At 67.4% G+C, this 26,113-nt stretch carries 23 protein-coding genes and 2 pseudogenes; 8 read left to right on the top strand and 17 right to left on the bottom strand.

Annotated elements, in window-relative coordinates:
* The first annotated feature begins 14 nt into the window (after positions 1-14).
* The 4 genes from H1R19_RS12065 to H1R19_RS12050 all read left to right on the top strand — a co-directional run bounded on the left by H1R19_RS12065 (position 15) and on the right by H1R19_RS12050 (position 3,414).
* Positions 15-428: a nuclear transport factor 2 family protein gene (locus tag H1R19_RS12065; protein ID WP_188330194.1), complete on the top strand. Its 414-nt coding sequence runs from the start codon at positions 15-17 to the stop codon at positions 426-428.
* On the top strand, positions 425-1,459 hold the full coding sequence (locus tag H1R19_RS12060; protein ID WP_219849123.1) for an LLM class F420-dependent oxidoreductase: 1,035 nt from the start codon (positions 425-427) through the stop codon (positions 1,457-1,459). Before H1R19_RS12065 ends, H1R19_RS12060 begins: the two co-directional genes overlap by 4 nt.
* The gene (locus H1R19_RS12055) at positions 1,459-1,929 is read left to right on the top strand and encodes an SRPBCC family protein (RefSeq protein ID WP_219849122.1); all 471 of its coding nucleotides are present in this window, start codon (positions 1,459-1,461) and stop codon (positions 1,927-1,929) included. Before H1R19_RS12060 ends, H1R19_RS12055 begins: the two co-directional genes overlap by 1 nt.
* A gap of 972 nt (positions 1,930-2,901) precedes the next feature.
* Positions 2,902-3,414, top strand: a complete 513-nt coding sequence (locus H1R19_RS12050; RefSeq protein ID WP_244970987.1) for an FKBP-type peptidyl-prolyl cis-trans isomerase — start codon at positions 2,902-2,904, stop codon at positions 3,412-3,414.
* 191 nt (positions 3,415-3,605) lie between these two features.
* Here H1R19_RS12050 and H1R19_RS12045 read toward each other — a convergent pair whose 3' ends face one another.
* From H1R19_RS12045 to H1R19_RS12035, 3 genes and pseudogenes are all read right to left on the bottom strand, one after another.
* Entirely contained in the window at positions 3,606-5,021 is a 1,416-nt protein-coding gene (locus H1R19_RS12045) for a cytochrome P450 (RefSeq protein ID WP_188330191.1), read from the bottom strand.
* 99 nt (positions 5,022-5,120) lie between these two features.
* Positions 5,121-6,368 carry a glycosyltransferase 87 family protein gene (locus H1R19_RS12040; RefSeq protein WP_219849121.1) on the bottom strand — a complete coding sequence of 416 codons (1,248 nt, stop codon included), beginning with the start codon at positions 6,366-6,368 and terminating at the stop codon, positions 5,121-5,123.
* A 199-nt stretch (positions 6,369-6,567) separates the two neighbouring features.
* Positions 6,568-6,978: pseudogene (locus tag H1R19_RS12035) on the bottom strand (globin domain-containing protein); the annotation flags it as partial.
* A gap of 287 nt (positions 6,979-7,265) precedes the next feature.
* Here H1R19_RS12035 and H1R19_RS12030 point away from each other — a divergent pair.
* Both H1R19_RS12030 and H1R19_RS12025 read left to right on the top strand, forming a co-directional pair.
* On the top strand, positions 7,266-8,009 hold the full coding sequence (locus H1R19_RS12030) for a hypothetical protein (RefSeq protein ID WP_244970678.1): 744 nt from the start codon (positions 7,266-7,268) through the stop codon (positions 8,007-8,009).
* A gap of 189 nt (positions 8,010-8,198) precedes the next feature.
* A pseudogene (locus H1R19_RS12025) lies at positions 8,199-9,010 on the top strand (hypothetical protein).
* Positions 9,011-9,165: 155 nt separating this feature from the next.
* On the opposite strand, the gene H1R19_RS12020 reads toward H1R19_RS12025, so the two are convergent.
* From H1R19_RS12020 to H1R19_RS12000, 5 genes are all read right to left on the bottom strand, one after another.
* Positions 9,166-11,607 carry an ATP-binding cassette domain-containing protein gene (locus H1R19_RS12020; protein ID WP_219849119.1) on the bottom strand — a complete coding sequence of 814 codons (2,442 nt, stop codon included), beginning with the start codon at positions 11,605-11,607 and terminating at the stop codon, positions 9,166-9,168.
* A 218-nt stretch (positions 11,608-11,825) separates the two neighbouring features.
* Positions 11,826-12,236, bottom strand: coding sequence for a VOC family protein (locus H1R19_RS12015; protein WP_219849118.1), 411 nt, complete (start codon positions 12,234-12,236; stop codon positions 11,826-11,828).
* A 20-nt stretch (positions 12,237-12,256) separates the two neighbouring features.
* Positions 12,257-12,688 carry a helix-turn-helix transcriptional regulator gene (locus H1R19_RS12010; RefSeq protein WP_188330186.1) on the bottom strand — a complete coding sequence of 144 codons (432 nt, stop codon included), beginning with the start codon at positions 12,686-12,688 and terminating at the stop codon, positions 12,257-12,259.
* 44 nt (positions 12,689-12,732) lie between these two features.
* Positions 12,733-14,442 carry a phospho-sugar mutase gene (locus tag H1R19_RS12005; protein ID WP_219849117.1) on the bottom strand — a complete coding sequence of 570 codons (1,710 nt, stop codon included), beginning with the start codon at positions 14,440-14,442 and terminating at the stop codon, positions 12,733-12,735.
* Entirely contained in the window at positions 14,421-15,650 is a 1,230-nt protein-coding gene (locus H1R19_RS12000) for a glucose-1-phosphate adenylyltransferase family protein (RefSeq protein WP_219849116.1), read from the bottom strand. The genes H1R19_RS12005 and H1R19_RS12000 overlap by 22 nt, the downstream gene beginning before the upstream one ends.
* Positions 15,651-15,764: 114 nt before the next feature.
* Here H1R19_RS12000 and H1R19_RS11995 point away from each other — a divergent pair, with 114 nt between their 5' ends.
* A complete protein-coding gene (locus tag H1R19_RS11995) occupies positions 15,765-16,898 on the top strand; it encodes an NAD(P)/FAD-dependent oxidoreductase (RefSeq protein WP_219849115.1) in 1,134 nt (377 codons plus the stop codon).
* A 25-nt stretch (positions 16,899-16,923) separates the two neighbouring features.
* Here the strand turns inward: H1R19_RS11995 and H1R19_RS11990 are convergent, their stop codons facing one another.
* From H1R19_RS11990 to H1R19_RS11965, 6 genes are all read right to left on the bottom strand, one after another.
* Positions 16,924-17,916, bottom strand: a complete 993-nt coding sequence (locus H1R19_RS11990) for an oxygenase MpaB family protein (protein ID WP_219849114.1) — start codon at positions 17,914-17,916, stop codon at positions 16,924-16,926.
* A gap of 127 nt (positions 17,917-18,043) precedes the next feature.
* Entirely contained in the window at positions 18,044-18,838 is a 795-nt protein-coding gene (locus H1R19_RS11985; RefSeq protein WP_188330181.1) for a VOC family protein, read from the bottom strand.
* Positions 18,835-19,155 carry a hypothetical protein gene (locus tag H1R19_RS11980; RefSeq protein ID WP_188330180.1) on the bottom strand — a complete coding sequence of 107 codons (321 nt, stop codon included), beginning with the start codon at positions 19,153-19,155 and terminating at the stop codon, positions 18,835-18,837. Before H1R19_RS11980 ends, H1R19_RS11985 begins: the two co-directional genes overlap by 4 nt.
* Before the next feature lie 34 nt (positions 19,156-19,189).
* Positions 19,190-19,411 carry a DUF3263 domain-containing protein gene (locus H1R19_RS11975; RefSeq protein ID WP_188330179.1) on the bottom strand — a complete coding sequence of 74 codons (222 nt, stop codon included), beginning with the start codon at positions 19,409-19,411 and terminating at the stop codon, positions 19,190-19,192.
* Positions 19,412-19,616: 205 nt separating this feature from the next.
* Entirely contained in the window at positions 19,617-20,786 is a 1,170-nt protein-coding gene (locus tag H1R19_RS11970) for a DUF475 domain-containing protein (protein ID WP_219849113.1), read from the bottom strand.
* Positions 20,783-21,064 carry a hypothetical protein gene (locus H1R19_RS11965; RefSeq protein ID WP_223205305.1) on the bottom strand — a complete coding sequence of 94 codons (282 nt, stop codon included), beginning with the start codon at positions 21,062-21,064 and terminating at the stop codon, positions 20,783-20,785. The genes H1R19_RS11970 and H1R19_RS11965 overlap by 4 nt, the downstream gene beginning before the upstream one ends.
* Before the next feature lie 329 nt (positions 21,065-21,393).
* Between H1R19_RS11965 and H1R19_RS11960 the strand changes: the two genes are divergently transcribed.
* A complete protein-coding gene (locus tag H1R19_RS11960) occupies positions 21,394-21,738 on the top strand; it encodes an RNA polymerase-binding protein RbpA (protein WP_188330176.1) in 345 nt (114 codons plus the stop codon).
* 182 nt (positions 21,739-21,920) lie between these two features.
* Here the strand turns inward: H1R19_RS11960 and H1R19_RS11955 are convergent, their stop codons facing one another.
* The 3 genes from H1R19_RS11955 to H1R19_RS11945 form a co-directional block, all read right to left on the bottom strand.
* Positions 21,921-22,739 carry a polyprenol monophosphomannose synthase gene (locus tag H1R19_RS11955; RefSeq protein WP_188330175.1) on the bottom strand — a complete coding sequence of 273 codons (819 nt, stop codon included), beginning with the start codon at positions 22,737-22,739 and terminating at the stop codon, positions 21,921-21,923.
* A complete protein-coding gene (lnt, locus tag H1R19_RS11950; RefSeq protein ID WP_219851621.1) occupies positions 22,723-24,300 on the bottom strand; it encodes an apolipoprotein N-acyltransferase in 1,578 nt (525 codons plus the stop codon). Before lnt ends, H1R19_RS11955 begins: the two co-directional genes overlap by 17 nt.
* 143 nt (positions 24,301-24,443) lie before the next feature.
* Positions 24,444-26,078: an amidohydrolase gene (locus H1R19_RS11945; RefSeq protein ID WP_188330174.1), complete on the bottom strand. Its 1,635-nt coding sequence runs from the start codon at positions 26,076-26,078 to the stop codon at positions 24,444-24,446.
* Positions 26,079-26,113 lie beyond the last annotated feature (35 nt).

Genomic DNA, 26,113 nt, shown 5'->3' with positions numbered 1-26,113 from the left:
AGGGAGGTCGACGCATGAAGCAGTTCCGAGAGGCCGTCGAGGCACGCGACGAACAGGCGATGAGAGACCTGCTCGCCGACGACGTGGTCTTCATCAGCCCGGTCGCGTTCAAGCCGTACCCGGGCAAAGCGATCACGTCGGCCATCCTCCGCGGTGTGCTGCGGGTGTTCGAGGACTTCCTGTACACCCGGGAGATCAACGACGCCGACGGGCGTGACTCGGCACTCGTCTTCGAGGCCACGGTGCGCGGCAAACGCGTCACCGGCTGCGACTTCATCCACGTCGATTCGCACGGCAAGATCGACAACCTCATGGTGATGGTCCGGCCGCTGTCGGGTGCGCAGGCCGTCGCCGAGGCCATGGGCGAGCAGTTCGACCAGATCGCCGCCGAGGCGGCCGCCGAAACCGAAGGCGGGGTCGCCCGGTGAAACTCGGTCTGCAACTCGGATACTGGGGTGCGCAGCCGCCCACCCATCACGCCGAGCTCGTCGCCGCGGCCGAAGCCGCCGGTTTCGACAGCATCTTCACCGCCGAGGCCTGGGGCTCGGACGCCTACACCCCGCTGGCGTGGCTGGGGTCGTCCACCGAACGGGTCCGCCTCGGGACGTCGGTGCTGCAGCTGTCGGCGCGCACACCGACGGCGTGCGCCATGGCGGCCCTGACCCTCGACCACCTGTCCGGCGGACGGCACATCGTCGGTCTCGGTGTCTCGGGGCCGCAGGTCGTCGAGGGCTGGTACGGGCAGAAGTTCGCCAAACCGCTTGCGCGCACCCGCGAGTACATCGACATCATGCGTCAGGTCTGGGCGCGCGAAGCGCCGGTCACCAGCGCCGGACCGCACTATCCCCTGCCGTTCTCGGGAGAAGGCGCGTCGGGGCTCGGTAAGCCGCTGAAGCCGATCACCCATCCCCTCCGCGCCGACGTCCCGATCATGCTCGGCGCCGAAGGACCCAAGAACGTCGCGCTGGCCGCGGAGATCGCCGACGGATGGCTGCCGCTGTTCTACACCCCGCGCATGGCCGAGACCTACAACTCCTGGCTCGACGAGGGGTTCGCGCGGGCGGGCGCCCGGCGGAGCCGCGAGGACTTCGAGATCTGCGCCACCGCCCAGATCGTCATCACCGACGACCGCGAAGCCACCTTCGCCGCGATCAAACCGTTCCTCGCGCTGTACATGGGCGGAATGGGCAGCGAGGACACCAACTTCCACGCCGAGGTGTACCGACGGATGGGGTACGCCGACGTCGTCGACGAGGTGACCGAGCTGTTCCGCAGTGACCGCAAAGACGAAGCGGCACAGATCATCCCGAATGCCGTCGTCGAGGACTCGGCGATCGTCGGCGACGCCGACCACGTGCGCGAGCAGATCAAGATCTGGGAGTCGTGCGGCGTCACGACGATGCTGGTCTCACCCGGCAGCGTCGCCGAGGTCGAGCAGCTCGCCGCACTCATCGGCTGATGTTCTCCCCCGCCCGTGTCCCCGTACTCGACACCGTCGTCGGGTTCACCACCCCGATCGAGGTCACGTTCGACTACCTCGCCGACCCGACGAACCGGCCGCAGTGGCAGTCGAGTCTGCGCAGGATCGACGACCTGCGCGGCGTCGGGGAACGGGCGGGTGACGTCGGCACCAGCTGGACCGACGTCACCGTGGTCCCCGGGGTGACACCGCGGATGGAGGTCACCGAGTGCCGGCCGCACCGGGTGTGGCAGGAGATCGGACGGTGGCGGTCGGTGGACGCCGTGTTGACACTGACCTTCGAGGAACGATCCGACGGTGGCACCGACGTGCACGCCGAGGCGGTCCTGACCGTCCCGGCTGCCGGCGGCCTGGTCCTGAACGCGGCCAGGTGGCCGGCGGCTCGCGCGGTGCGCGCCGACATCACGCGTGCGGCGGCGATTCTTGCCGAGCAACGGAGCTCGCGCTAGTGGATTCGATCAGGGCGGAACCTGTCGACGAGTCCAGTTCAGCACTCGCCGAACCAGTCTGACGCCCGGTGCGCAGGTTCCCGTGTACGATTCGTCGACTCGACAAGTACGCACGCTTGGGACCATGAAAACTCGGCGGCCGGGTGTATTGCCATCGCAGTAGCCAGATTGCGTGGTTGCGGGTCAACAGACGGCGAGCCCACTGGCTCGGTGTGCGACAGCCTCGTACAGCCCTAACCATCACCGGGAGAGACCATGACACGCAAGCACGCAGCCGGCCTCACCGCTGTCGCCATACTCGCCTTGGTGACCGTCACCGGGTGCTCGTCGGACACAGTGGGAATCCCCGGGAATGGTGACCCCCAGAACCCCGCTCATTGCGTACCCAGCAAAGCGCCGGAGCGGAACTACCACGGAGGCGGAAACACTGACCGATTGATCGACATCTTCTGTGATGGCGAGCAAGGCACCGACATCACCGACGAGGACTTTTCCGACATCGGTCACGGACTTCCGATAGGGAAAGCGATAGACGGGGACCCATTACTCCTCCACGCGGGGTCCAACAACGGGGTGTACCGCACCCATCAGTACCCCGAGGAGCCTCCTTCAGGCTTGCCGGAAAGCGCTTCGTTCAAGGATGGACAGGCCGCGCTCGTCACCTACGGTGGCGGCACCGGACTGGTCGAAGTGAACATGATCGACAATGGGATCGAAGTCCGCATCGTCGGCAAGGACGGCAAGTTCTATTACAGTTCCCACAATATCCGCGCCTATCGGAACGGTAAGCGTCTATCGCCGCGCCCCGACTCGTCGCGAGACGGGAATGCCCGCTCGGATGCCGGCAGCCTGGTGGCCGGTCAGCAAGCCAAGTGGACGTTGGAGCACCGCGATGACGACGGGTACCAGACTGACGTCGAACAGGTCACCTACAGACCCGATCTCGTTGTGCTGACCGACTACTCCGACAACCTGCTTGCGCAGTGGTCGTCGGACGAAGTGAACGCTCCGGTCAGCGGCGCCGCCGATCGCTGCCCGACAGCCTCCGCCAAGGATGACGCCACGCCGCAGTGGACCGAGCGGGGCGCGACCGGCGGACTGCAGATGGTGGCCGCCACCGCCACCACGGCCCCGAAGATCACCATCGACACCCCGTTCAGCGTCACCGAGACCCAGGTCAAGACGCTCGTCGAGGGCGACGGGGAGATCGTGCCCGAGACCGCGTCGGTGTCGGTCTGCTACGTCGGCGTCAACGGACGCACCGGCGAGGAATTCGACAACGCCTACGCGAGCGGCACCCCAGTCGACTTCCCGCTCAACGGCGTCATCCCCGGCTTCAGCAAGGCGATCGCCGGACAGAAGGTCGGCTCCAAGGTGGGCGTCGCGATGACGTCGGCCGACGGTTACGCCAGCGGCAACCCGAGCGCGGGCATCGAGGTCGGCGACACGCTCGTCTTCGAGATCAGTATCCTCGCGGCGTCGTAGCTGCGTGGGGTGCTGGCTTCGACACGGCTCGTCGCCGGCGCTCCTCACCGGCTCAACCAGCAGACGGGGTCGTCAGTGCGGGGGCACTGGCTTCGACACGGTTCGTCGCTGGCGCTCCTCACCAGCTCAACCAGCAGAGCGTTCCGCCCGGCGACCCAAGAGTCGCCGGGCGGAACTGTCGGTCGGGGTGACTAGATCTTGCGATGTCGCAGGTTGATCGGCAGACCGTCGGCGGGGGTGGGTCCGGTGCCGTAGGTCAGGGTGGGCTTGTAGCCGGCCGGGACGTCCCATTCGAAGCGCTGCAGCATCTGGTGGAGGATCGACTTGACCTCCATCCCACCGAAATACAGGCCGATGCACTTGTGTGCGCCACCGCCGAACGGGGCCCACGCGAAACGGTGCACCTTGTCCTCGCGACGTTCGGGCGAGAAGCGTTCCGGATCGAAACGGGTGGGGTTGGGCCACCATTCCTTGCGCAGCATCGTCGCCCACGGGTGGATGGCGAGGAGCGTGCCCTTGGGGATGTAATGCCCGCAGATCTCGGTGTCCTCGATCGCCATCCGGAACAGCATGCCGACCGGCGCGTTCAGGCGCAGCGTCTCCTTGAACGCCAGTTCCATGCTCGGGAGCTTGTCCACGTCGTCGTAGTCGATGGTGGGTTTGTTCAGTGCGAGCGACTCCTCGCGCAGACGCTCCTGCCACTCGGGGTGCCGGCCGAGGAAGTAGGTGAGCATCGACAGCGCGATGGTGCTCGTGTCGTGAGCGGCCATCATCACGAAGATCATGTGGTTGACGATGTCCTCGTCGGTGAACGACTCACCCTCGTCGCTCTCGGAGTTGCAGAGCACGGTGAACAGGTCGTCGCCGTCGGTGCCGCGACGTAGCGGGATCTCGGAGCGGAAGTACTCCTGCAGCACCTCACGTCCGCGCAGACCCTGCGCCCACGTCCAGTTGCCGACGTCCTTGCGGATCATGGCCTGGCCACCGCGGACCGCTGCCTCGAAGGCGAGCTCGAGACGGTGGGCCTCGGACTCGCTCACATGGGCACCCATGAAGACCTCGGTGGCCAGCGACAGGGTGAGGTCCTTGGTCCGCGAGTACATGTGGAAGCCGTTGCCGACCTGCCAGTTGGCCAGCGTCTTCTCGATGTGCGGGGTCATGATGTCGAGGTAGCCGTTGAGGCGGGGACGACTGAACGCCTGCTGCATGATGCGCCGGTGCTGCATGTGCTCGTCGAAGTCCATCAGCATCACGCCTCGACGGAAGAACGGACCGATCATGGGCTCCCAGCCCAGTTCGCTGGAGAACGCCTTCTGGCGGTTCATCCACACGGCCTCGATGGCGTCGGGGCCGACGAGCGTGACCATGTTCATGCCCAGGGCACCCGACCAGGACACCTGGCCGTACTTCTCGAAGCGGTCCATCGCCGACTTCAGCGGATCCACCAGCGCCTCGAGGGTGTTGCCCAGGTACGGCATTCCCGGGTCGCCCATGACCGGCTTGAGGTCCGACCCGGGCGGCGGCACGGCCAGCGGACGCTCCGAACTCGGGTAGAGACTGCTTGCCTTTGCCAGGACGCCCTGGATTTGCTTCTTCCGACTAGCCATCACTTACCACTCCCGGTTGTTCCGATGTGCCTTACGTCACTATGCACCATTGGAACGGATTCTAGCGGTTGTTTCAAGGGGTGTGTTTCGGGAGGGCTCTCAGCGCGGGTGTACGACGGTGCCGGTCGGGCGTCGCGTCGGTGTGAGACGAGGGGCGAGCAGGCCGAACGCAATGAGGACGGCCAGGCCCCAGAGCAGGTACGACGACCCGACGAGGTGGTGCCACCACGTCCACGCCAGCTCCGCGTCGTAGCGCTGCGGGATGTGTTGATGGGGGGCCACCGCGAAGATGACCGCCCCGGTTCCGGCGAGCCACCACCAGAGTGTCGACGCCCCATCCCGGGTGGCCAGATGGACCAGTGTGATCAGCAGCGGCACGACCCACACCCAGCTGTGATCCCACGAGACCGGGGAACAGAACAATGCCGCGAACGCGACCGTGGTCAGGGCCGGAACCACCGCGTCGACGGCGAGCAACCGCCATGCCACCCACGCGATGAAGAGCCCGATGGCCAGCGACACGAGGAACCAGGCGACGTCGGAGTCGATGCCGAGGCGGCCGAGCTCGCCCTTGATCGACTGGTTGTTGGCAAAGTGCGGACTCCCGATGCGGTCGGTGTCGAACAGTGTGTCGGTCCAGTACCTGACCGACGCAGTGGGCGCGATCAGGTAACCGAGGCCTGCGTAACCCACCGCCGAGACCGCCGCGACGCCGAGGGTTCGCCAGTCCCGTCGGAGGAAGAAGAACAGCAGGAACACCGCGGGGGTCAGTTTGATCGAGATGGCCAGGCCGACAAGCGGACCGGCCCACCACCGGCCCCGCCCCACCAGGACGTCGACGACGACGAGTGTCATCAGCACGATGTTGATCTGGCCGAAATTGAGGCTGTCGCGGACGGGTTCGAGCCACAGGCCGACAGTCGTCGCGGCGGTGGCGAGCCACCACAACTCGGCCGCCGGCCGAGCGGTGAGGTGAGACAGCACGATCCGGCACACCAGCAGCAGACAGGCGATGGACGCCGCGGTGAACAGCATCTGCCCGAGCCACAGCGGGATCGGGGTGAACACGGAGAACAACGCCGCAGCCAGCGGCGGATAGGTGAACGGTAGATACGCGCCCTGGGCGAGCTGCGGCAGGATGCCGTAGAGGTCACCGCCGTCGACGAGGACCTGCCCGCCCATGCGATAGACGTCGAAATCGATCCGGTACGGCGTCGGCGGCTGATTCGGGAGGATGAACACGGCCACCGCCGCGCTGATCCCGAAAGCGACGAGCACGGCCCACCGGGCCCGGGCGGAACGCAGGTAGCGATCCACCCCGCCGCGGACATTCACTGCAGTTGTCACGAGCCCTCTCTTCCGAGCGGGATCGTATCGCGCGGGAGGAGGGGTGATCGCGGGGGCGGCGTCGACCCCGCGGTCCGGTGGGACTCAGACCGGCGCGGACTCAGGCGGCGCCGGTCTCCCGTTCCTCGGTCTCCCGGTCCTCGGTGGCCCGGTCCTCGGTGGCCCGGTCGTCGGTGGGGACGACATCGGCCGCGAGCCCGTCGGTGGCGATCTCATCCGGATAGCCGTCGAGCATGATGGTGGCCACCGCGCCCAGAGCCTCTCCCCACGCGTCGGTCATCGACGGTGTCCACGAGTCGCCGCCGATCTCACTCATCGCGGCGATCATGCACTCGGCGACGGCGGTGTACATCGGCCGGGTCACACCCAGGTCGGCATGACGACGACCCAGTGCGTGGAGGTTGGTGGTGAGCCACTCGGCGTCGTCGAGGTGATCGAGCACCGAGACCACCGCGGTACGCAGCATCTCGGCCTGCACTCGGGTGTCGCGCTGGAACATCGGCTGGACCGCCGGATAGCGGTCGAACAGGATCTCGTAGAAGCGGACGGTGAGGCCGGAATCAGGGAGATCGACGAGTACGAGGCTTTCTTCCAGAAGTTGTTTGTTCATGACGGAACTCTGTCGGAATACCGTTGCGGCGAGGCTGTCGTGTCGCAAGGCCGACGTAACAGTGAACTCACACCGGGTCGTCGGGTGTGTGAGGTGTTGTGCGGGGTTCACAACCCGGCGTATCCCGCAGTACCCTCTGCTCGGGTGCATCGGAACCCGTTGCCTTCGCGCTACGGATCGTCGAACTTCCGATGACTACGATGAATCATGTTTCTCGCGCAGATCTGTTGCGCGTTCCCATTGGCATTGACGCATTCGAATTCGGCTGTTGCCGAAGGCCTCCCCGCGTGGGCGAGACGTTGACCGGGCGATTGTCGGCGTATCCCGCACCGGACGGGCAGGACGTAGTCACCCGGTGGGATCGCGACCGTGACGTCGTAGTCGCGGGTGGCATCTCCGCTCGATGGGACCCGGCGCACGGCGATCCACTCGGCCAACCGATCGCGCTCACGCTGTCGTGGCACGACGACTCCCCGGCAGGTGTCGAGGCGACCGGGGAGGTCTCCTCGGTACATCAGCTCTTCTATGAGCCCGTTCCCGACCCAGAGCGACCACGCCACGTCAAGCTCCGGCAGCCCGTGACTGCGGTCGAGAAGTTCCCCGCTGATCTGGTTCAGGACGACGGGACCGTGCTGGTTCCCGGCGGAGTAGAGGTGGTTCTCGACGAGCTGGTGCTGGCCGAGCCGACCGCAGAGGACGCGGCCCGAGCCCGAGCCGCTGCGGATCAAGGACGCCGGACGCTCACGATCATGGGTCCCGCAACGTTCCTGGGAAAGGCTGTCCCGTACGAGGGGGAACGAATCCGGATCGATCTCGGCGATGACCGCCTCACCGTTTCGGGGTCGACTTGCGCACCGACCGGGACGGTCACCGGAATCGTGAGACAGCTCGGCCGGCTCGAGCCGGCCGGACCTTTCCCGATGGTCGTGCCGGGGGCGGTTCCAGCGGGCACCCCGACCGAGGGCGTGGTCGGCGATCTCTATGTGGTCTTTGTCGTCGATCCGGCGGACGACGGCCAGGCCACCGGTTGACCGTGATGTCAAAAGAAGTCGGGGACCCACCACTTATCTTCCGATTTCTGTGACACCTGTGACTTCTGTTCACTGGAGGCGCGAAAGTTCTTAGTAAAGGTGAAAAATGTTGACTCACGACAGTTTTCATGATTGAGCGGGCTGTGGAATAACCTGGTGCTCGAACAAATGTTCGCGTACATGGGAGTCATGGCAGAGCTCGATTCCCTTATCGACACGCTGATCGAGATCGTCCCTCCGGCTGACGATGCCTCCGGGGCAAAGACTTTCGCAGAACTCAACACGCTACGACTGATGCGTAACGTCATCGACCACAAGATCGTCAGGCACTCGGCGCAACTCGACCATGCGCGTGTAGCGGAGAGATCCGGGTCCACCACCAAGAGGCTGCTGATCGAGATGGGATTCCCACCATCTACTGCTTCTCGGGTGATGCGTGCGCTGACGGGGTTGGACGCACTCGGCAAGGTGAACGCTCACGCCGCGGAGGGCCGATTGGCGGCCGAGGTCGTCGACGCCACTATCAGGGGAATCGCGCACATCGAGAAGCGTTCTCCTGCCGGCATATCCGACGACGACCGCGTGACCTACGAATCGCACCTCGTCACTCGAGTACTGTCGGGAGCGACGCCGGCCGAGGTCCAGGAGTGCGCTCGGCGCATCGGCAACACCCTGGCCGACTCGGAGGACGCCGGCATTCCCGCGGCCGACGATCGGTCGTTGAACACGCTTCATCACAGCGTCACGGATGACTCGAAGACAGAGATTCGCGCCAACGTCACGCAGGTGATCGGAGAGGGGCCGACGACGGAAACACCGACCTCGACAACGGCTGCCTTCTGTGTCAGAGGTGCCACACGCAGGTCCATCACCACGGATGGGATGTCGTCATGGGGTTCGATCGACACCCATGGCTCATCCCGCCCGTCGAGATCGACCCACAGCGTCGACCCCACCCCGCCTACAACCGCCGCACCATGCGACTCGACGACGCCGCATGACATCAGCTTTCGCGTAGCACCTTCTCGCACCCGACGTACAAGCACCGAGCCGGGACCGCATTCGATCTTTGACAAGTCCACAGTGTGAACACAGCCGGCCGAGGGTTCCGTCCTGCTCAGCAGAGGTGCTGAGCAGGACGGAACACCGGGCACGATCAGGCGCCGACGTACTCGGCCAGATGCTGTCCGGTCAGGGTCGACCGGTCGGCGACGATGTCCGCCGGGGTGCCCTCGAAGACGATCTGGCCGCCGTCGTGACCGGCGCCCGGCCCGAGGTCGATGATCCAGTCGGCGTGGGCCATGACCGCCTGATGATGTTCGATGACGATCACGGATTTGCCCGCGTCGACGAGCCGGTCCAACAGTCCGAGGAGTTGCTCGACGTCGGCCAGGTGGAGTCCGGTGGTCGGCTCGTCGAGCACGAAGACATCGCCCTTCTCCCCCATGTGGCTCGCGAGCTTCAGCCGCTGGCGCTCGCCGCCGGAGAGTGTCGTCAGAGGCTGTCCGACCTTGATGTAACCGAGCCCAACATCGACCATCCGGTTCAGGATCTTGTGCGCCGCCGGGAGTTTCGCGTCGCCGTCGGCGAAGAACGCCTCGGCCTGCGCCACCGACATCTCCAAGACCTCGCTGATGTTGCGACCACCCAGGGTGAACTCGAGGACCTCGGCCTGGAAGCGTTTGCCCTCGCACACCTCGCACGGCGCGGCGACGCCCGCCATCATCGCGAGATCGGAGTACACCACGCCCGCCCCGTTGCAGTTGGGGCACGCACCTTCCGAATTCGCGCTGAACAGAGCAGGTTTGACGCCGTTGGCCTTCGCGAACGCCTTGCGGATCGGTTCGAGCAGACCGGTGTAGGTCGCCGGGTTGGATCGACGGGATCCCTTGATGGCGCTCTGGTCGATGGACACCACCCCCTCGGTCTTGGCGACAGAGGAGTCGATCAACGAGCTCTTACCCGAACCCGCGACACCGGTCAGGACCACCAGGACCCCGAGCGGGATGTCGACGTCGACGTCGCGCAGGTTGTGGGTGTCGGCGCCGCGCACCTCGAGGTGTCCACTGGGCGTGCGTACGTCGGGCTTCACCCTCGCGCGGTCGTGGAGGTGGCGTCCGGTGAGGGTGTCGGCAGAGCCCAGTTCGTCCAGGGTGCCCTCGAAGACGATCTCGCCGCCGTCGGTGCCGGCGCCGGGCCCGAGGTCGACGATCCGGTCGGCGATGGCGATCACCTCGGGCTTGTGCTCGACGACGAGCACCGTGTTGCCCTTGTCCCGCAGCGCCCGCAGCAGGTCGTTCATCCGGGCGATGTCGTGGGGGTGGAGTCCGATGGACGGTTCGTCGAAGACGTAGGTGACGTCGGTCAGCGAGGAACCCAGATGCCGGATCAGCTTGGTGCGCTGGGCTTCTCCGCCGGACAGTGTGCCGGCCGGGCGGTCGAGGGACAGATAGCCCAGACCGATGTCGACGAATGCGTCGAGGTGCTCGCGCAGCGCCTCGATCAGCGGGGCGGCCGACGGGTCGTCGAGCTGTGCGACCCACCCGGCGAGGTCGCTGATCTGCATCGCACAGGCGTCGGCGATGCTGATGCCGTTGATCTTCGACGAGCGGGCCTCCGCGGTGAGACGGGTGCCCTCGCAGTCGGGGCAGGTCGCGAAGGTGATGGCGCGGTCGACGAATGCGCGGATGTGCGGCTGCATCGCCTCGCGATCCTTGGTGAGCATCGACTTCTGGATCTTCGGGATCAGTCCCTCGAAGGTGATGTTGATGCCCTCGACCTTGATCTTCGTAGGTTCCTTGTACAGCAGGTCGTTGAGCTGTTTCTTGGTGTACTTCGCGATGGGTTTGTCGGGGTCGAAGAACCCGCACTCGCGGTAGATCCGGCCGTACCAGCCGTCCATCGAGTAACCGGGAATGGTGAGTGCGCCCTCGTTGAGCGACTTCGACGCGTCGTAGAGCGCGGTGAGATCGAAATCGGAGACGTTGCCGCGTCCCTCGCAGCGGGCACACATGCCGCCGGTGACGGAGAAACTCCGCCGCTCCTTGACCTTCTGACCGGCTTTCTCGATCGTCACCGCCCCCGCCCCGCTGATCGAGGCGACATTGAACGAGAACGCCTGCGGCGAACCGATGTGCGGAGTTCCCAACCGGCTGAACAGGATTCGCAACATGGCGTTGGCGTCGGTGGCCGTGCCGACCGTCGACCGGACGTTGGCCCCCATACGCTCCTGGTCGACGATGATCGCCGTGGTGAGGCCTTCGAGAATGTCCACGTCGGGGCGCGCCATCGACGGCATGAACCCCTGGACGAAGGCACTGTAGGTCTCGTTGATGAGGCGTTGGGACTCGGCCGCGATCGTGCTGAAGACCAGTGAACTCTTCCCCGACCCCGACACCCCGGTGAACACGGTCAGGCGCCGCTTGGGCAGCACGACGTCGACGTTCTTCAGGTTGTTCTCCCGGGCCCCGTGTACGCGGATGGTGTCGTGCGCGTCGGCGGGGTGGACATCGGCGGGATGAACGTCTGTCAGATGGACATCGGCGGCCCGGTCGTTCACCGGGCGGGCTGTGGGTGTGGTGCGTGTGGCGGGGCTCATCGGGTCTCCATCGGGGCGGCGGCTCGCCGGGCGTGTGAACGATCGGAATCGAGGTGTGGGCGCGGACTCCCGGTCGATCTAACCAGCACCTGGCGCGATTCCGCCGGAACGTGCGCAAGATTAGAGGCGGCACAGTCGGGTTCGGAACGGTGGAGGTCGACACGGTGGAGGTCGGTGAATGCCGACGACGGCGGGCGTCGACCGGGTCCGCACACGTCTCAGCTCACCTGGTCGATCCGGATGAGGTTGCCCGCGGGGTCGCGCACCGCGGCATCGCGGACGCCGTACGGCTGGTCCATCGGTTCCTGCACGATGTCGACACCGTTCGCCTGCAGCTTGCCGAACAAACCCTCGAGGTCATCGGTGGCGAGGGTGACCGCGCCATAACTGCCCTTGGCGATGAGTTCGAGGATCGTCTGGCGTTCCGCCTCGGTGATTCCGGGGTCGGCGGCCGGCGGATGGAGAACGATCGATGTGCCGGGCTGATCCGGCGGCCCCACGGTGAGCCACCGCATGCCCTCGTAGCCGACGTCCTTGCGGAGCTCGAAGCCGAGCAGGTCGCGGTAGAAGCCGAGTGCGGCGTCGCCGTCGGTGTGCGGGAGGAAGGTGTACTGGATGCTGATGTTCATACCGATCAGGCTAGGCAGGCTCAGGTCCGCGGCGCTTCTCGATTCCTGATCGGTCTGGTGATGTTCTTGGCCAGGCAGGCGGGAATCCCGTCGGTGGCGTCGGCGGACTGTTCGCGATAGACCGTCGGAGGCACCCCGACGAGTTCGGTGAACCGGGTGCTGAACGTCCCCAACGACGAACACCCGACTTCGAAGCAGACCTCGGTCACGCTGAGATCCCCACGCCGCAGCAGGGTCATCGCGCGTTCGATACGACGGGTCATCAGATACGAGTACGGGGATTCGCCGTAGGTCTGCCGGAACCGCCTGCTGAGGTGGCCGGCCGACATGTTCACCCCGCGGGCGAGCGACTCGACGTCGAGGGGCTCAGCGTACTCACGATCGATGCGGTCCCGGACCTGCCGCAGCAGCCGGAGATCCCGGAGTCGCTGCTCGGGATCGGATCGCGTCACAGTCGACGATCATACGGCGGGAACGGGGCGGATCCGGGCCGAACTCAGACGTGCAGCAACCCGGACAGCTCGGCGGTGATCGCGGCGAGGCGTTCGGCGGCCTTGTCGTGCGGAACCGTGCGTTCGGGGTCGGGAACATCGAGGATCACCTCGAGGTAGCACTTCAGTTTCGGTTCGGTGCCCGACGGCCGGACGATCACCCGGTCATCGGCCGCTGTCCGGATCACGAGGGCATCCGTCGGCGGCAACGCGTCGGATCCGTGCGCGAGATCGGCGACCTCGACGACGGGTGAGCCGCCGAGTGTCTCGATCGTCGTCTCGCGGAGCCGTTGCATGATTTGGCCGATCTCGGCGGTGTCGTCGACGCGGATCGTCAGCGGTGTCGTCGCGTGCAACCCGTACCGGCGGGCCAGGTCGTCGAGCGCGTCGATGAGCGTGCGCCCCTCCCTGGCGAGTTCCTCGACGAGGGTGACCACCCGGACCATGGCGCTGATCCCGTCCTTGTCACGCACCGCCTCCGGATCGGTGCAGTAACCGATCGCCTCCTCGTAGCCGTAGCGGAGTCCGGGTGCGCGTGCGATCCATTTGAAGCCGGTCAGCGTCGCGGCGAACCGCAGCCCGTGGTCGGCGGCGATCTTGCCGAGCAGCCGGCTGGAGACGATCGAACAGGCCAGGGTGTCTCCCGCCCTGCTGTGGTCGCGTGCCGCCTGGTCGCCGAGCAGCCAGCCGATCTCGTCGCCGGTGAGCTGCCGCCAACGCCCGGAGCGGTCCGGGATCGCCACCGAACAGCGGTCGGCGTCCGGATCGACGGCGATGACGACGTGCGCGGCCACCTCGCGCGCGTGGACGAATGCGCGGTCGAGGGCCCCGGGCTCCTCCGGGTTCGGAAAGGCGAGGGTCGGGAAATCCGGATCCGGATCGAATTGTGCTGCGACGGTGTGCACATCGTCGATGCCTGCGGCGCTCAGCACCGACAGTGCGGTGGCGCCGCCGACGCCGTGCATCGGTGTCAGCACGACGCGGACGCGGCTCCGCTCGGTCTCCGATCGCAACGACGCGGTACGGGTGACGTATGCGTCGACGACCTCATGGTCGAGCCGGATCACGCGGCCGGGGTCACGTGGGATCTCGTCGGCCGGAGCCGCTTTCGCGATCCGGGCGGCGATCTCGGCGTCAGCGGGCGGCACGATCTGGACACCGCGCCCGGGTTCATCGGTTGCACGCCCGCCGAGGTACACCTTGTACCCGTTGTCCGCCGGCGGGTTGTGGGAGGCGGTGATCATCACGCCGGCGTCGCAGTCGAGCGCCCGGGTGGCGTAGGCGGTGACCGGTGTGGGCAATCGATCCGGCAGGGTCATCACGGTGAGACCCTGTGCGGCAAGGACTTCGGCGGTTGCTGCGACGAAGCGTGCCGAACCGTGCCGGGCGTCGCCGCCCACCACGATCCGTGCATCCGGGCCGATGGTGTCGAGCAGGTACGCGGCCAGACCCGCGGTGGCCCGGGTGACCACCGCGACGTTCATCCGGGTCTCCCCCGCTCCGACCTCGCCGCGCAGGCCCGCGGTACCGAAGGTGAGGGGGCCGCGGAAGCGGGACCCGAGATCGGCACGGGCCCCGGGGTCGCCGGCCTCCGCGGAGTCTACGAGGGCGGTCAGCGCGGCGCGTGTCGCCGGGTCGGGGTCGTGGTCTCGCCAGGCACGCGCGCGTTCGATCACGCGGGCGACGCTATCAGTCAACGGATCCGGCGGCCGCATTCGACGCGATCGCCGAGCGCGACCTTCGCACCCTTGAGGATCTGGGTGTCGCTGCCGAGGAGGGTGATCTTGTCGGTGGGCACCGGACGGGTCCGCGGATGCCCGCCGATCGTCGCCCGCGCACCCACGCGCACACGTTCGTCGAGGACCGACCACGTCACCGACGCGCCTTCGCCGACGACGGTGTCGGCGAAGATCACCGAATCGACCACCGTGGCACCCTTGTCGACGACCACACCCGGCCCGAGGACGCTGCGCCGTACCGTGCCGAGCACGTGAGCACCGCTGCTGACGAGGCTGTCCTCGACGACGGCACCGGACTCGATCCGGGCGGCGGGGCGCTGCGGTTGCCGGGTGAGGATCGGACGATCCGGGCGGAAGACGTCGAGAGCGCCCGCGATGAGGTCCTGATGGGCCTGCAGGTAGGTTTCCGGCCGCCCGGCGTCGATCCAGTAACCGGGCATCGCGTGCATCACGGTCTTGCCCCGGTCGACGAACCACGGCACCAGATGTTCGCCGAAGTCGCCGAGTCCGGTGTCGTCGGCGGGTGAGTCGGCCGACGTCTCCTGTGCCAGCTGTTCCAGGCCTTCGATGAGGACAGCGGGGTCGTAGATGAAGATCTCGGTGGCGATCGTGCGGGTCGTCGCGCGTTCGGGCTTGTACCGGAACTCCCGGACCGTGCCGTCGCGGCGTGCGGCGACCGTGGCGTGCTGGGTGGCCTCCTCGAGCGGGCAGGTGGTGGTGACGATCGTGCACTCGGCCCCGCGGCTGCGGTGGGTGTCGAGGGCGTCGCGGTAGTCGAATTCGTAGACGTGATCGGCACTCATGACGATCACCTCCGCAGGCGCGTGCCGGGCGATCCGATCCCTGATGCGGTAGAGCAGGTCTGCGTTGCCGGTGGCGAAGCCGTCCTCGGTCTTCGGTGCGTCGGTCTCCTCCGGCATCACGATGCGCAGACCGCCGCTGGTGCGGTCCAGGTCCCACGGACGTCCGGCCGCGACAAGTTCGCTGAGCATCTCCGCCTCGTACTGGACGCACAGCCACACGTCGTCGATGTGGCTGTGATGAAGGTTGGAGAGCGGAAAGTCGATCAGTTGGTAATTGCCGGCGAACGGCAACGCCGGTTTGGCCCGCCGATCGGTCAGTACCTCCATCCGCGAACCCCGTCCACCGGCCTGCACGATCGCGAGAACATCAGAATGGCGCATCAGCCCAGTCTGCCGTACTCGCCCACGGGCCCGGAGGATAGTGGTCTGCAGCTTCCCGAGAACACCGGAAGCGGATGGGATCGACGACCAGCACAACGGAGGGGAGATCCGCCGGTGACGCGCACCGACTGCCTGATCGTGGGCGGTGGCATCGTCGGGCTCGCGGTGGCACGAGCGCTCGCGATGTCCGGCCGAGAGGCCATCATCCTCGAAGCCGCGGATGCCGTTGGTACACAGACGACGTCGCGCAGCTCGGAGGTCATCCATGCCGGCATCTACTATCCGGCGGGTAGCCTCAAGGCGCGGTTGTGCGTGCGGGGGCGCGAGCAGCTGACGCGCTACTGCGACGACAACGGTGTCTCGTGGCGCCGGCCGGGCAAGCTCATCGTGGCCGCCGCCGACCAGGCCGGCCGGCTCGACGATCTCCGACGCCGCGGACTCGCCAACGGCGTCGACGATCTCCGCCACGTCGACGCCGCCGAGTTGCGTGAGCTGGAACCCGAGGTCGAGGGTGTCGCGGCGTTGCTCTCCCCGTCCACCGGCATCGTCGACGTCGACGGTGTGGTCCGCGCTCTGCGTCGCGATCTGGAAGGCCACGGCGGGGCGATCGCTCTGCGCAGCAGGGTGATCGGTGGCCGCATCGAGCGGGGCGGGTTCGGTGTCGAGACAGCCGACGGTGAAACCGCTTCTGCGCGTGTGCTCGTCAACTGCGCCGGCCTGGGTGCGTGGCGGGTTGCGCACGGGCTCAGGGGGTTCGCTGCACCCGTGCCACCCCGACGACTCGCCAAGGGTAACTACTTCGGACTGGCAGGCGCGCGGGCACCGTTCCGCCATCTCATCTATCCCGTTCCGGTCGACGGCGGTCTCGGGGTGCACTTCACGATGGACCTCGCCGGCGCGGCGCGATTCGGTCCCGACGTGGAATGGCTCGACGCAGAACGGCTCGATGATCAGGCCGATGACACGCTCGACTACTCGGTGGACATCGGCCGCACCGACGCGTTCGAGCATGCGATCCGGACCTACTGGCCCGGAATGCCCCGGGGCGCACTGGTTCCCGCGTATGCGGGCGTGCGACCCAAGACGAGCGGGCCCGGCGAACCGGCCGCCGACTTCGTTGTCCAGGGGCCGTCGAGTCATGGCGTCGACGGCCTGGTCAACCTGTTCGGCATCGAGTCACCGGGAATCACGTCGTCGCTGGCGATCGCTGATCACGTTGTCGGGCTGCTGTCGACCCGATCCGGGTGACGGCCGCCCGCGGCCACGCACGGGCTCAGGGCGTCGTCGAGTGATACTGGTAGGCCGCGCTGGCCTGCTCGCGCTTCTTCATGGCCTGGATCGCGTCGTTGTGGCGACGCGCGTGGTACGCGAGCGGGAAGTACGTCAGACGTTCGGGCAGTGTGCGGTAGGCGAACCGCAGACGGCGGTGAATCCGTTCGAGGTGCTGCTGTTCCTGATCGGTCCACGACAGGCCCAGGATCTCCCGCACCCGCGGATCCATGACGCCGACCGTGGTGAGGTAGTTGAAGTCCTGGAACGGCACCGACGCGGTCGCCGCGACTTTCCTGACCGTCGGGCGAAGACGCTTGGGCACCGAGCGCGGTACGACGGGCGCGGCGCGCATCTGCTCGATCAGCTCCAGCGCCACCGGATGCCGGACCAGCTTGTTCTCGATGAAATCGTCGACGTACTCGTCGAACTCCTCGAGGGTCTCCGGGTAGCCCTTCATCGGCACCTGCACGATCTTGGCGATCCGACGGTTGTCGCGCAGCAGTTCCTTGCGCTCGTCGAGCGTGAACTCGCGACCGAGAACCAGCGGGGCGGCCGTCGTCATCGTCGGCAGCGCGGTCGCGATCACCCATGCGTAGGCCTCGGGATTCAACGCGCTGATGTGCTTACCTTGGGCGTTGCGCATCTGCAGCGGCTGATGGAGCCTGCGCAGGCGTTTGCCCTCTTCGATGGCCTCCTGACCGCCGTAGGTCCAGCGCAGCACCGAATCAGCGGAGCGGATCGCGCGTCCGACCGGGTCTGTGCGGAACACCGAGAACTTGTCGACCACATCGCCGATGACCGGATGCATCACCTGCATGACGAAGGCGGCACCGTTGATGGGCAGGAAGGTGTACAGCCCGGTGAGCTGCGCGGTGAGCGAACCCGGCGGGATCAGCTCGATCTCGTCGTCGCGATGGTTGAACAGCGGCTCGTCGTGGGCTGCGCCGCCGGCAATGGATTCGGTGGTCAGCGGGTCGTCGTTCACCGCGGTCATGGTTCCCCCCACATCATTTCGGAAGCCTGGATTTCGACAACATTTGTAGTCAAATTACAGGAGGGGTGCGCCAGAACACATCGTTCTCACGGATTCGCGCTGCCGGCGTGGCGTCGCCGGGGCGGGCTCAGCCGGCGGGAGTGGCGGGCCGGTCGGAGCCGATGACGACGGTTCGGATCCCCAGCGTGCGGTCCCGAACGGTGAAGATGCGAGTCCCCCGCTTGCGTCCGGTCCTGATCTCGCTGAGATCGAGACCTGCAACGGACAGGCGGGCGTGGGTGGCGTCGACGTCGGCCGACCGCCAGGCCAGGCCCCAGAGAGTGATCGGGGACGATGCGCTCGGCGCATCGGGTGGCCGCGGAGCCGACACAACTTCGACGATGACGCTCCCCGCGCGGAAGAACAGTTGCCGTGCCCCGTCCCCGATGGGCTGGTCGAGCCGGAAGTCCAGGCCGAAGGTGCCGCCGAACACCGCGACCGCCAGGTTCCGGTCCTCACACATGAACACGAGGTGGTCCATCCCGGTGAGGTCGCCGGCGGGAAGCGCCGCCGCGAGCGGCGGGGTCGCGACTCCGAGCGGGATCGTCTCGCCCAGCACGCCGAGCGCGGAATCGACGACCGGGTAGCCGCGCCTGGTCAGCAGTCGCCGCGCGTCGGGCAACTCCTCGCCGTAAAAGTGTGCGCCGCGAAAGTGTGCGCCGCGAAAGTGTGCGACGGAAAAGTATGCGGCCGGCTCCGCGGCACCGGTGGTCTCGTCCATCCCCCGCAGACAGAGCACGACATTGCCCAGGCCGGCCGCCCACCGGGTGCTCTCGGATCCGACCGGACCCCCGAGAACGGTCTCGTAGGCCCCGGCGGTGGCCTGCGGGTTCTCACAGGCGAGGTCGACGATCACGTCCGGAGAGCTGGTTGACGGAGTCACCGCTTCTTCTTACCGCGCCGGCGACGCGATGGGGCCGGCGGGACCCGGCGGTAGATCAACTTCGCCGAACTGGTGATGTGCCATGCACCACAAGCACATTCATAGAAGCGCAGTTCCGGCGCGGTCCCGACGACGTGCCGACGGAGACGATCGATGCCGTCGCGCGCGTCGGCCGGTGAGGAGAACGGCAACTTGTCCGGTGTCGGGCAGACCGGCAGCTCCACCCGCCGCGTCGCACGCCGGACATGCTCATTCGATGCAGTGCGTGCCTCGACCTCGCGATAGAACAACTCGAGATCGTCGTCGGAGAAGGGCACAGGTGGATTATCCCCCTTTGCCCGCGATCGGCGGTCAGCGAGCCATCCACAGCCGGCGGCGGATCACCTCACGCATGCGACGGAGTTCGGCCGCGGTGAGCGCGGTGGGCGGATCGGTGGCGACAAGACGACTGACCTCGGAGAAGAAGTCGCGGTCGTCCAGACCGAACTCCTCGACGATCTGACGGGAGGACCCGCCCCCCAGTGAGTACCAGTTCGTCTCGAACTGGACCATCTGCTGCTGTTTGCTATCCATGCCCACCACCGAATCCGCACGCTCGACCACATTCCCGGACGTGCTTCGCGACACCACGGTTCTGGGGTGTGCGCGTGACGCACGTCACCGACGAGGTCCTTTTTACACCTGTCGTCCGACACATAACAGGCGGCGGCTCACGATGACCCAAATGTTTCGTCGACCGTTCACCGCAGCGTCTCGTGGACGTGCCCAAGGACCGGTCTCAGCGACGGATCCGACGGATCCCGGCCGGTGATGCCGACTCGGGCCGGGCTCTGTCGCGCCGGTTGGCGCGGATGCTGCTCGCCAGCGACGCCCCGATGAAGGCGACTCCCACGAGGCCGGTGATGATCTCGTTGATGTGGAACTCGATGCTGAGGAACAGGATGAGCGCCAGCGCCCCGATCGCCCAGTGCGCGCCGTGCTCGAGATAGCGGTACTCCCCCAGTGTTCCCTGTCGCACGAGGTAGATCGTGATCGAACGGACGAACAGCGCGCCGATGAAGCCGAGGCCGAGCGCGATGATGATCGGGTCCGAAGTGATCGCGAAGGCGCCGATCACACCGTCGAAGGAGAACGACGCGTCGAGGACTTCCAGGTAGAGGAACAGGAAGAACCCGGCCTTGCCGGTCGCGACCGTCAACGGCGACGGTCCGCGGGTGCTCGTCGCCGGCGACGCGGACTCAGCGCCGTCGGCAACTGACGCATCGGCATCGGCACCGTCGGCATCCTCGCGCTGCATGAACAGGGAGCTGAGGCCGTCGACGGTCAGATAGGTGATCATGCCGAGGACGCCGGCGATCAGGACCGTCGCGCGGGTCTCGTCGGCGGCCAGGAACTCGGCGGTGAGCACCAACGCGAGCGACGCGAGGACCACCGCGAGCTGGTCGAGTTTCCCCAGCGTCGCCAGTGGACGCTCCAGCCAGGTCAGCCAGGTGTTCCGACGTTCGGAGAGGACGAAGTTCAGGAACAGCAACAGCAGGAACATCCCGCCGAACGCGGCTATCTGCGGATGTGCGTCGGTCAGGATGGTCTCGTAGCTGGGTTGACCGTCGGGGAAATAGGCCTGGCCCTCGGCTGGCGGGTTCATCGCCAGGCGCAGGGCTTCGGCGGGATCCAGACCCCCGGTGATCCACACGATCAGCAGAGGGAACAGCAGCCGCATGCCGAAGACCGCGATGAGCACACCGACGGTCAGGAACATGCGCTGCCAGAACGCGCTCATCCGCTCGAGGACCGTCGCGTTGATGACCGCGTTGTCGAAGGACAGCGAGACCTCCAGGACGCCGAGAATCGCGCACAGCGCCAGTCCCGTCCAGCCGAGGTAGAGATACGCCACGACCAGCGCCGCGGCCGAGACCGCGAAGGAGAGCCCGAAGACCCGGGTGATCACCGGAGCTTCTCCGCACCTCGGGCGAGGTCGAGCAGAGTGTCGGTGAGGTCGGCCAGGACGCTGTGGTCGGCGCGCTCGGCCACGGCGGTCTCGAGGTCCTCCGCGGCGCACCGCAACGCGAACATCCGGTCACCGAAGTCGGCCGCTTCGGCCGCGGACAGGATGACCGCGTCGTCGGGAATGGACGTGCCTTCCAGGAGCGTTCTCTGTTCGTAGGCGCGCTGCCTGCAGGAACGCTTGCAGTATTTGCGGCGTCGCCCGAGCTCGGAGTCGACCATCGACGAACCGCACCACGCACATGAGTACGGTCGGCGGCGGTGATGGGAGACCTGTTCCACACCGAGACCGTACCGCGATCGGGAGATCCGGATGCGTCGCGCCACGGCGCGCTCGAGCTCGGACGCGAGGCCCGCGACACCGGGCCGGGCCGCGATTGCGGACCGTACCTGAGAATGCGCGTAGAATGTTCCTGTTGACGACTCAGTTGGTCGCGGCAGAGCACCAAGACCCGCAGAGCAGCAGACCAGCCGAGCACGCAGACCAACAGACGCAACAGAGATTTCCCGGCAGACCGAGAAATCCGACGCAGCTTTGAGAGGAACCCTTCATGGCAGATCGAGTACTTCGGGGTAGCCGCCTCGGCGCGGTGAGCTACGAAACCGATCGCGACCACGATCTCGCGCCACGACGCATCGTCCAGTACCGCACCGACAACGGCGAGATCTTCGACGTGCCGTTCGCCGACGACGCAGAGGTCCCGTCCAAGTGGCCCTGCAAGAACGGCATGGAGGGCACGATCCTCGAGGGTGCCGAGCCCGACGAGAAGAAGACCAAGCCGCCGCGCACCCACTGGGACATGCTCCTCGAGCGTCGCAGCGAGGAGGAGCTCGAGGTGCTGCTCAACGAGCGCCTCGACCTGCTCAAGCAGCGCCGCAAGGGCATCACCAGCTGATGTCGTGACCGTCGCCGGCAGCCCCGGCGGCGGTGACGGTCCCGAACGCAAGAGAATCGACCCGGCAGGATGTCCTGCCGGGTCGATTCTCTTGCGTCTGCCTCGATCTTTTGCGTCTGCGCGTGGGTCTTTTGCTGCGATGTCACCCGCTCGGCGCGGTGGCACGCCCTAGCCAGGTACACCTAGCGCGTGCCGACGAGCCCCCACCGCTCCAGACGGCTCTGGATGCCCCAGCGGGCGACCATCGTGAAGGCCTCCGACATCACGCCCCCACTCATCTTGGAGACCCCGATCTCACGCTCGGTGAAGGTGATCGGCACCTCCCGTACGTCGAATCCGGCGCGTACCGTGCGCCAGGCCAGGTCGATCTGGAAGCAATAGCCCGCGGACTCCACCGTGTCGAGCGCGATCTTCTCCAGCACGATCCGGCGGTAGGCGCGGAAACCGGCGGTGATGTCGTGGACGCTCGCGCCGAGGGCCAGGCGCGCGTACGTATTGGCCCCTCGGGACAGGATCTCGCGGCGTTTGGGCCAGTTCACGAGCTTGCCGCCCGGAACGTAGCGTGAGCCGATGACGAGGTCGGCACCGTCGTTGAGCTCGTCGAAGAGCCGGTGCAGCTGCTCCGGCGCATGGCTGCCGTCGGCATCCATCTCCACGATGACCGGGTAGTCGCGGCCCAGACCCCACGCGAATCCGGCCAGATAGGCCTTGCCCAGGCCGTCCTTGTCCACGCGGTGCATCACGTGGACGCGGCCGGCCTCGTCGGCGCGTGCCAGTTCGTCGGCGACGTCGCCGGTTCCGTCCGGGCTGGAGTCGTCGACGACGAGTACGTGCGCGCCCGGTAGCGCGGCCTGCAGCCGTTCGACGATCACCGGCAGATTGTCGCGCTCATTGAACGTCGGTACGACGACGAGAGCGCCGGTTCCGTCGGAGCCGACCACACGTTGCGGCGTGTCGTCGGGCCGCCGTTGCCCTGCCGTGGCGTCAATCCCCGATGCCATCGAGCTCCTTCGTCTCACCGGGCGCCCGAGCGGCGACCCTGCGTGGCCTGAGTGTGAACCTAGTACGCGAGCGCAGCGCAAACAAAAGTCCGGCGACCGCGGCGACGATCGCCAGCGCCTGCGGCCAGGCCCCCAGACGCGTTGCGAGGGTGGTCTCGACGTGCAGCGGTAGGCGCCCGGTCAGCACATCCGGGGTGAACACGCCGGATTGCCGGGTGATGGAGCCGTCGGCGTCGATGATCGCGCTCACACCGCTGGTGGCGGCGACGACCACGGCACGTCCGTGCTCGACGGCCCGTACCTGTGACATCGCCAACTGCTGGTAGGTCATCTCGGTCCGGCCGAACGTCGCGTTGTTGGTCGGCACGAACAGCATCTGGGCGCCGTCGCGCACGGATTGCCGCGCGGCGCGGTCGAACGCCACCTCCCAGCAGGTGGCGACACCGACCGTGACCTCACCCGACCGTCCCGGCACCCGCACCACCGTGGGGCCGGTCCCCGGCTTGAAGTCGCCGGCCATGTCGGCGTAGGAGGAGAAGAGGCGGAAGAACGGCCGCCACGGCAGGTACTCGCCGAACGGCTGGACGATGTGCTTGTCGTAGCGGTCGACCGGTCCCCGGGCACCGTCCCAGACCAGGACCGAGTTGGTGGCCCGGCCGTCGGGGTTGCGCAGCAGGGTGCCGACCAGGATCGGCGCGTCCACCGCCTCCGAGGCAGCGGTGATCGCGGCGGCGGCGTCGGCGTTGTCGAGCGGCGAGATGTCGGATGCGTTCTCCGGCCAGAGGACGAAGTCGGGGCGGTCGGCGAGACCGTCGTCGATCGCCTCGGCATAGCCGAGGGTGGTGCGCACATGGTTGTCGAGGACGGCGCGTCGTTGCGCGTTGAAGTCCAGACCGAGACGCGGCACGTTGCCCTGGACGGCGCCGATCCGGGCCGACGACGTCGCGATCGTGCGGTCGACGGTGGCCGGGGTCAGGGCGATGGCGGCGACGGGGGCGAGCAACGCGATGGCGACCGCGAGGGTCGCGACCCGCAGAATGCCCGACGGGCCGTCACCGAGGGCGCGCGGCGGTGCGGAGTACGCGCGGCCGAGGATCACCAGCAACCAGGCGACCGAGGAGCCGAACAAGGCGACCCCGGCCGACAGGCCCGGCGCGCCCAGCACCGACGCCAGCGGCAGGAGCGGTCCGTCGACCTGGCTGAATGCTGTTCTGCCCCAGGGGAACCCACCGAACGGGAACGCCGAGCGCAACGCTTCGACGAGCAACCACGACAGGGTGAACCACACCGGCGGGACCGGCAGGCGCATCGTCACCGTGGCGATCGCGCCGAACAGCGCCAGGTACCCGGCCATCACCGCGGCCAGTGCCAGCCACGGTAGCGGTCCGACGTAGACGCCGATCCACGGCAGCAGCGGGACGAAGAACGCCAGGCCGAACACGAAGCCGGTCCAGGCTCCCGTCCGCACGCGGGGCGAGCCGACGAACAGTGCCGCGAACAGCAGGCCGAGTGCGATGACCGCGAAGAACCACCAGTTGCGGGGCGGGAACGCCGCCCACATCGCGAACCCGGCCACCGCGGCGGTCACCGTGCGCGTCAGCCAGGCCTTTGAGACATTCACCCGGCGACCGTGCACCGGTCCCGGCGCCCCGGGCGGTGCCGGTGCGTCGGGCGGATCGGACCGGGAAGGGGCGTCGGGTGAACTCACCCGGCGTCCCGGTCGTACAGCAGCTGTCCCCGGTGCACCGTGCGCACACAGCGCGGCAGGGCTGCGCCCGGCGAGACGTCCGGGAGGGCGGGTACCCGCGAGCGCGGATCGGTCGACCAGCGTTGCACCTTCTCATGGGAACCCGCGACGACGAGGTCGTCGACCTCCCACACCGCGTAGCTCGCAGGTGCCCCCGGAGTCAGGGTTCCGGTCAGTCCGTCGTTGACCCCACCGGCCCGCCACCCGCCGCGGGTGGCGGCCGCGAAGGCGCCGCGCGCCGAGATCGCGTTGGTCGGCTGGTGGTGGTGGACCGCGGCACGGATCGTCGACCACGGATCGATCGGCGTGACCGGCGCATCCGAGGAGAACGACAGGGCGACACCGGCTTTGGCGAGCATGGCGAAGTCGTTGAGGGTGGCGGCGCGCTCGGGTCCGAGTCGGGCGTCGTAGAGGTCGCCCGTTCCGCCCCACTCTGCGTCGAACAGCGGTTGCATGCTGGCGATGACACCGCAGCGGGCCAGAACCTCCGCGTCGCGGGCCGTGACCATCTCGGCGTGTTCGAGCCGGTGCGCACACCGGGCGATCGCGGGAGTGCCGAGTTCGGCGGCGAGTTCGGTCAACGCGGCGACGACGATCCCGGTCGCGGCATCGCCGATGACGTGGAACCCGGCCTGGATCCCCGCGATCGTGCAGGCGCGCAGGTGATCGCGGACCTGTTCGAACTCCAGGTAGCCGATTCCCGACGTCTCGGGGGCATCGGTGTAGGGCTCGGACAGCCACGCGGTGTGCGAGCCGATCGCGCCGTCGATGAACAGGTCGCCGCCCAGTGCGTCGGCCCGGGTGATGGACAGCAGCTCGGTGGCGTGGTCGGCGTCGGTGACGGTCTGGCCCCAGTAGCGGCGGATCTCGATCGGATGATCGAGATCGGCCAGGGCCAGGAAGTCGTCCATGCCGCTGATGTCGGGGCCACCGTTCTCGTGGACGGCGACGACCCCGTGCGCAGCGGCCTGATCGAGCGCACGACGCTGCGCGCGTTCGCGATGGGCCGCGGTGACGAGCATCCGGGCAGCGCCGCGGACGAGGTGGTGGGCCTCGGCGACGAGGGGCTCTTCCGGGTGGTACCCGACGGCGTCGGCGAGGTCCGGGATAAGTCGGCGCAGTGCGGTGGAGACGACGGCAGAATGTTCGTCGACGCGGGCGAGGTAGACCGGGCGGTTACCGACGACCGCGTCGAGTTCGGTGGTCGTCGGGAAACGTCCGTCCTCCGGGCCTGCGCCCTCCCAGGTGGAGTCGTCCCAGCCGAGACCCCAGAGGAGATCTCCGGACTCCTGGACGGCGTCGCCGGCCACCGCCTTGGCCACGAGTCGCAGGCAGTGCGTGCGGCTCGTCGCCTCGTTGAGGGTGAGTCCGTCGAGTCCGAGGCCCGTGGAGGTCAGATGGACGTGGGAGTCGACGAAGCCGGGGCTGACGAACAGCCCGCCGAGGTCGATGACCTCGGCGTCGGGGTGCAGTGCGCGTCCGATGTCATCGGTACCGACCCACACGACGATTCCGTCGGTGACGGCCATCGCGGTCGCGTCGGGCGCGGCCGGTGAGTACACCGCGCCGCCGAGAAGCAGTTGGGTTGCCACGGTCGTTCAGTGTGCCTTGCCGTCGAGGAGGGTCA

Origin of the sequence: Gordonia jinghuaiqii, from assembly GCF_014041935.1 — a bacterium.
Taxonomy (GTDB): Bacteria; Actinomycetota; Actinomycetes; order Mycobacteriales; family Mycobacteriaceae; genus Gordonia; species Gordonia jinghuaiqii.
This window is presented reverse-complemented; position numbering and strand designations above follow the sequence as displayed.

Excerpts from the sequence above, each read along its gene's own strand:
- H1R19_RS12005 (WP_219849117.1), bottom strand. The coding sequence starts at position 14,442 with ATGCGGCCGCCGGATCCGTTGACTGATAGCGTCGCCCGCGTGATCGAA.
- H1R19_RS11960 (WP_188330176.1), top strand. The coding sequence starts at position 21,394 with ATGGCAGATCGAGTACTTCGGGGTAGCCGCCTCGGCGCGGTGAGCTAC.
- lnt (WP_219851621.1), bottom strand. The coding sequence starts at position 24,300 with ATGTGGGCGGCGTTCCCGCCCCGCAACTGGTGGTTCTTCGCGGTCATC.
- H1R19_RS12000 (WP_219849116.1), bottom strand. The coding sequence starts at position 15,650 with ATGCGCCATTCTGATGTTCTCGCGATCGTGCAGGCCGGTGGACGGGGT.
- H1R19_RS12020 (WP_219849119.1), bottom strand. The coding sequence starts at position 11,607 with ATGAGCCCCGCCACACGCACCACACCCACAGCCCGCCCGGTGAACGAC.
- H1R19_RS11965 (WP_223205305.1), bottom strand. The coding sequence starts at position 21,064 with ATGGTCGACTCCGAGCTCGGGCGACGCCGCAAATACTGCAAGCGTTCC.
- H1R19_RS12055 (WP_219849122.1), top strand. The coding sequence starts at position 1,459 with ATGTTCTCCCCCGCCCGTGTCCCCGTACTCGACACCGTCGTCGGGTTC.
- H1R19_RS12065 (WP_188330194.1), top strand. The coding sequence starts at position 15 with ATGAAGCAGTTCCGAGAGGCCGTCGAGGCACGCGACGAACAGGCGATG.
- H1R19_RS12015 (WP_219849118.1), bottom strand. The coding sequence starts at position 12,236 with ATGAACATCAGCATCCAGTACACCTTCCTCCCGCACACCGACGGCGAC.
- H1R19_RS11955 (WP_188330175.1), bottom strand. The coding sequence starts at position 22,739 with ATGGCATCGGGGATTGACGCCACGGCAGGGCAACGGCGGCCCGACGAC.
- H1R19_RS11975 (WP_188330179.1), bottom strand. The coding sequence starts at position 19,411 with ATGGATAGCAAACAGCAGCAGATGGTCCAGTTCGAGACGAACTGGTAC.
- H1R19_RS12045 (WP_188330191.1), bottom strand. The coding sequence starts at position 5,021 with ATGGCTAGTCGGAAGAAGCAAATCCAGGGCGTCCTGGCAAAGGCAAGC.
- H1R19_RS11990 (WP_219849114.1), bottom strand. The coding sequence starts at position 17,916 with ATGACCGCGGTGAACGACGACCCGCTGACCACCGAATCCATTGCCGGC.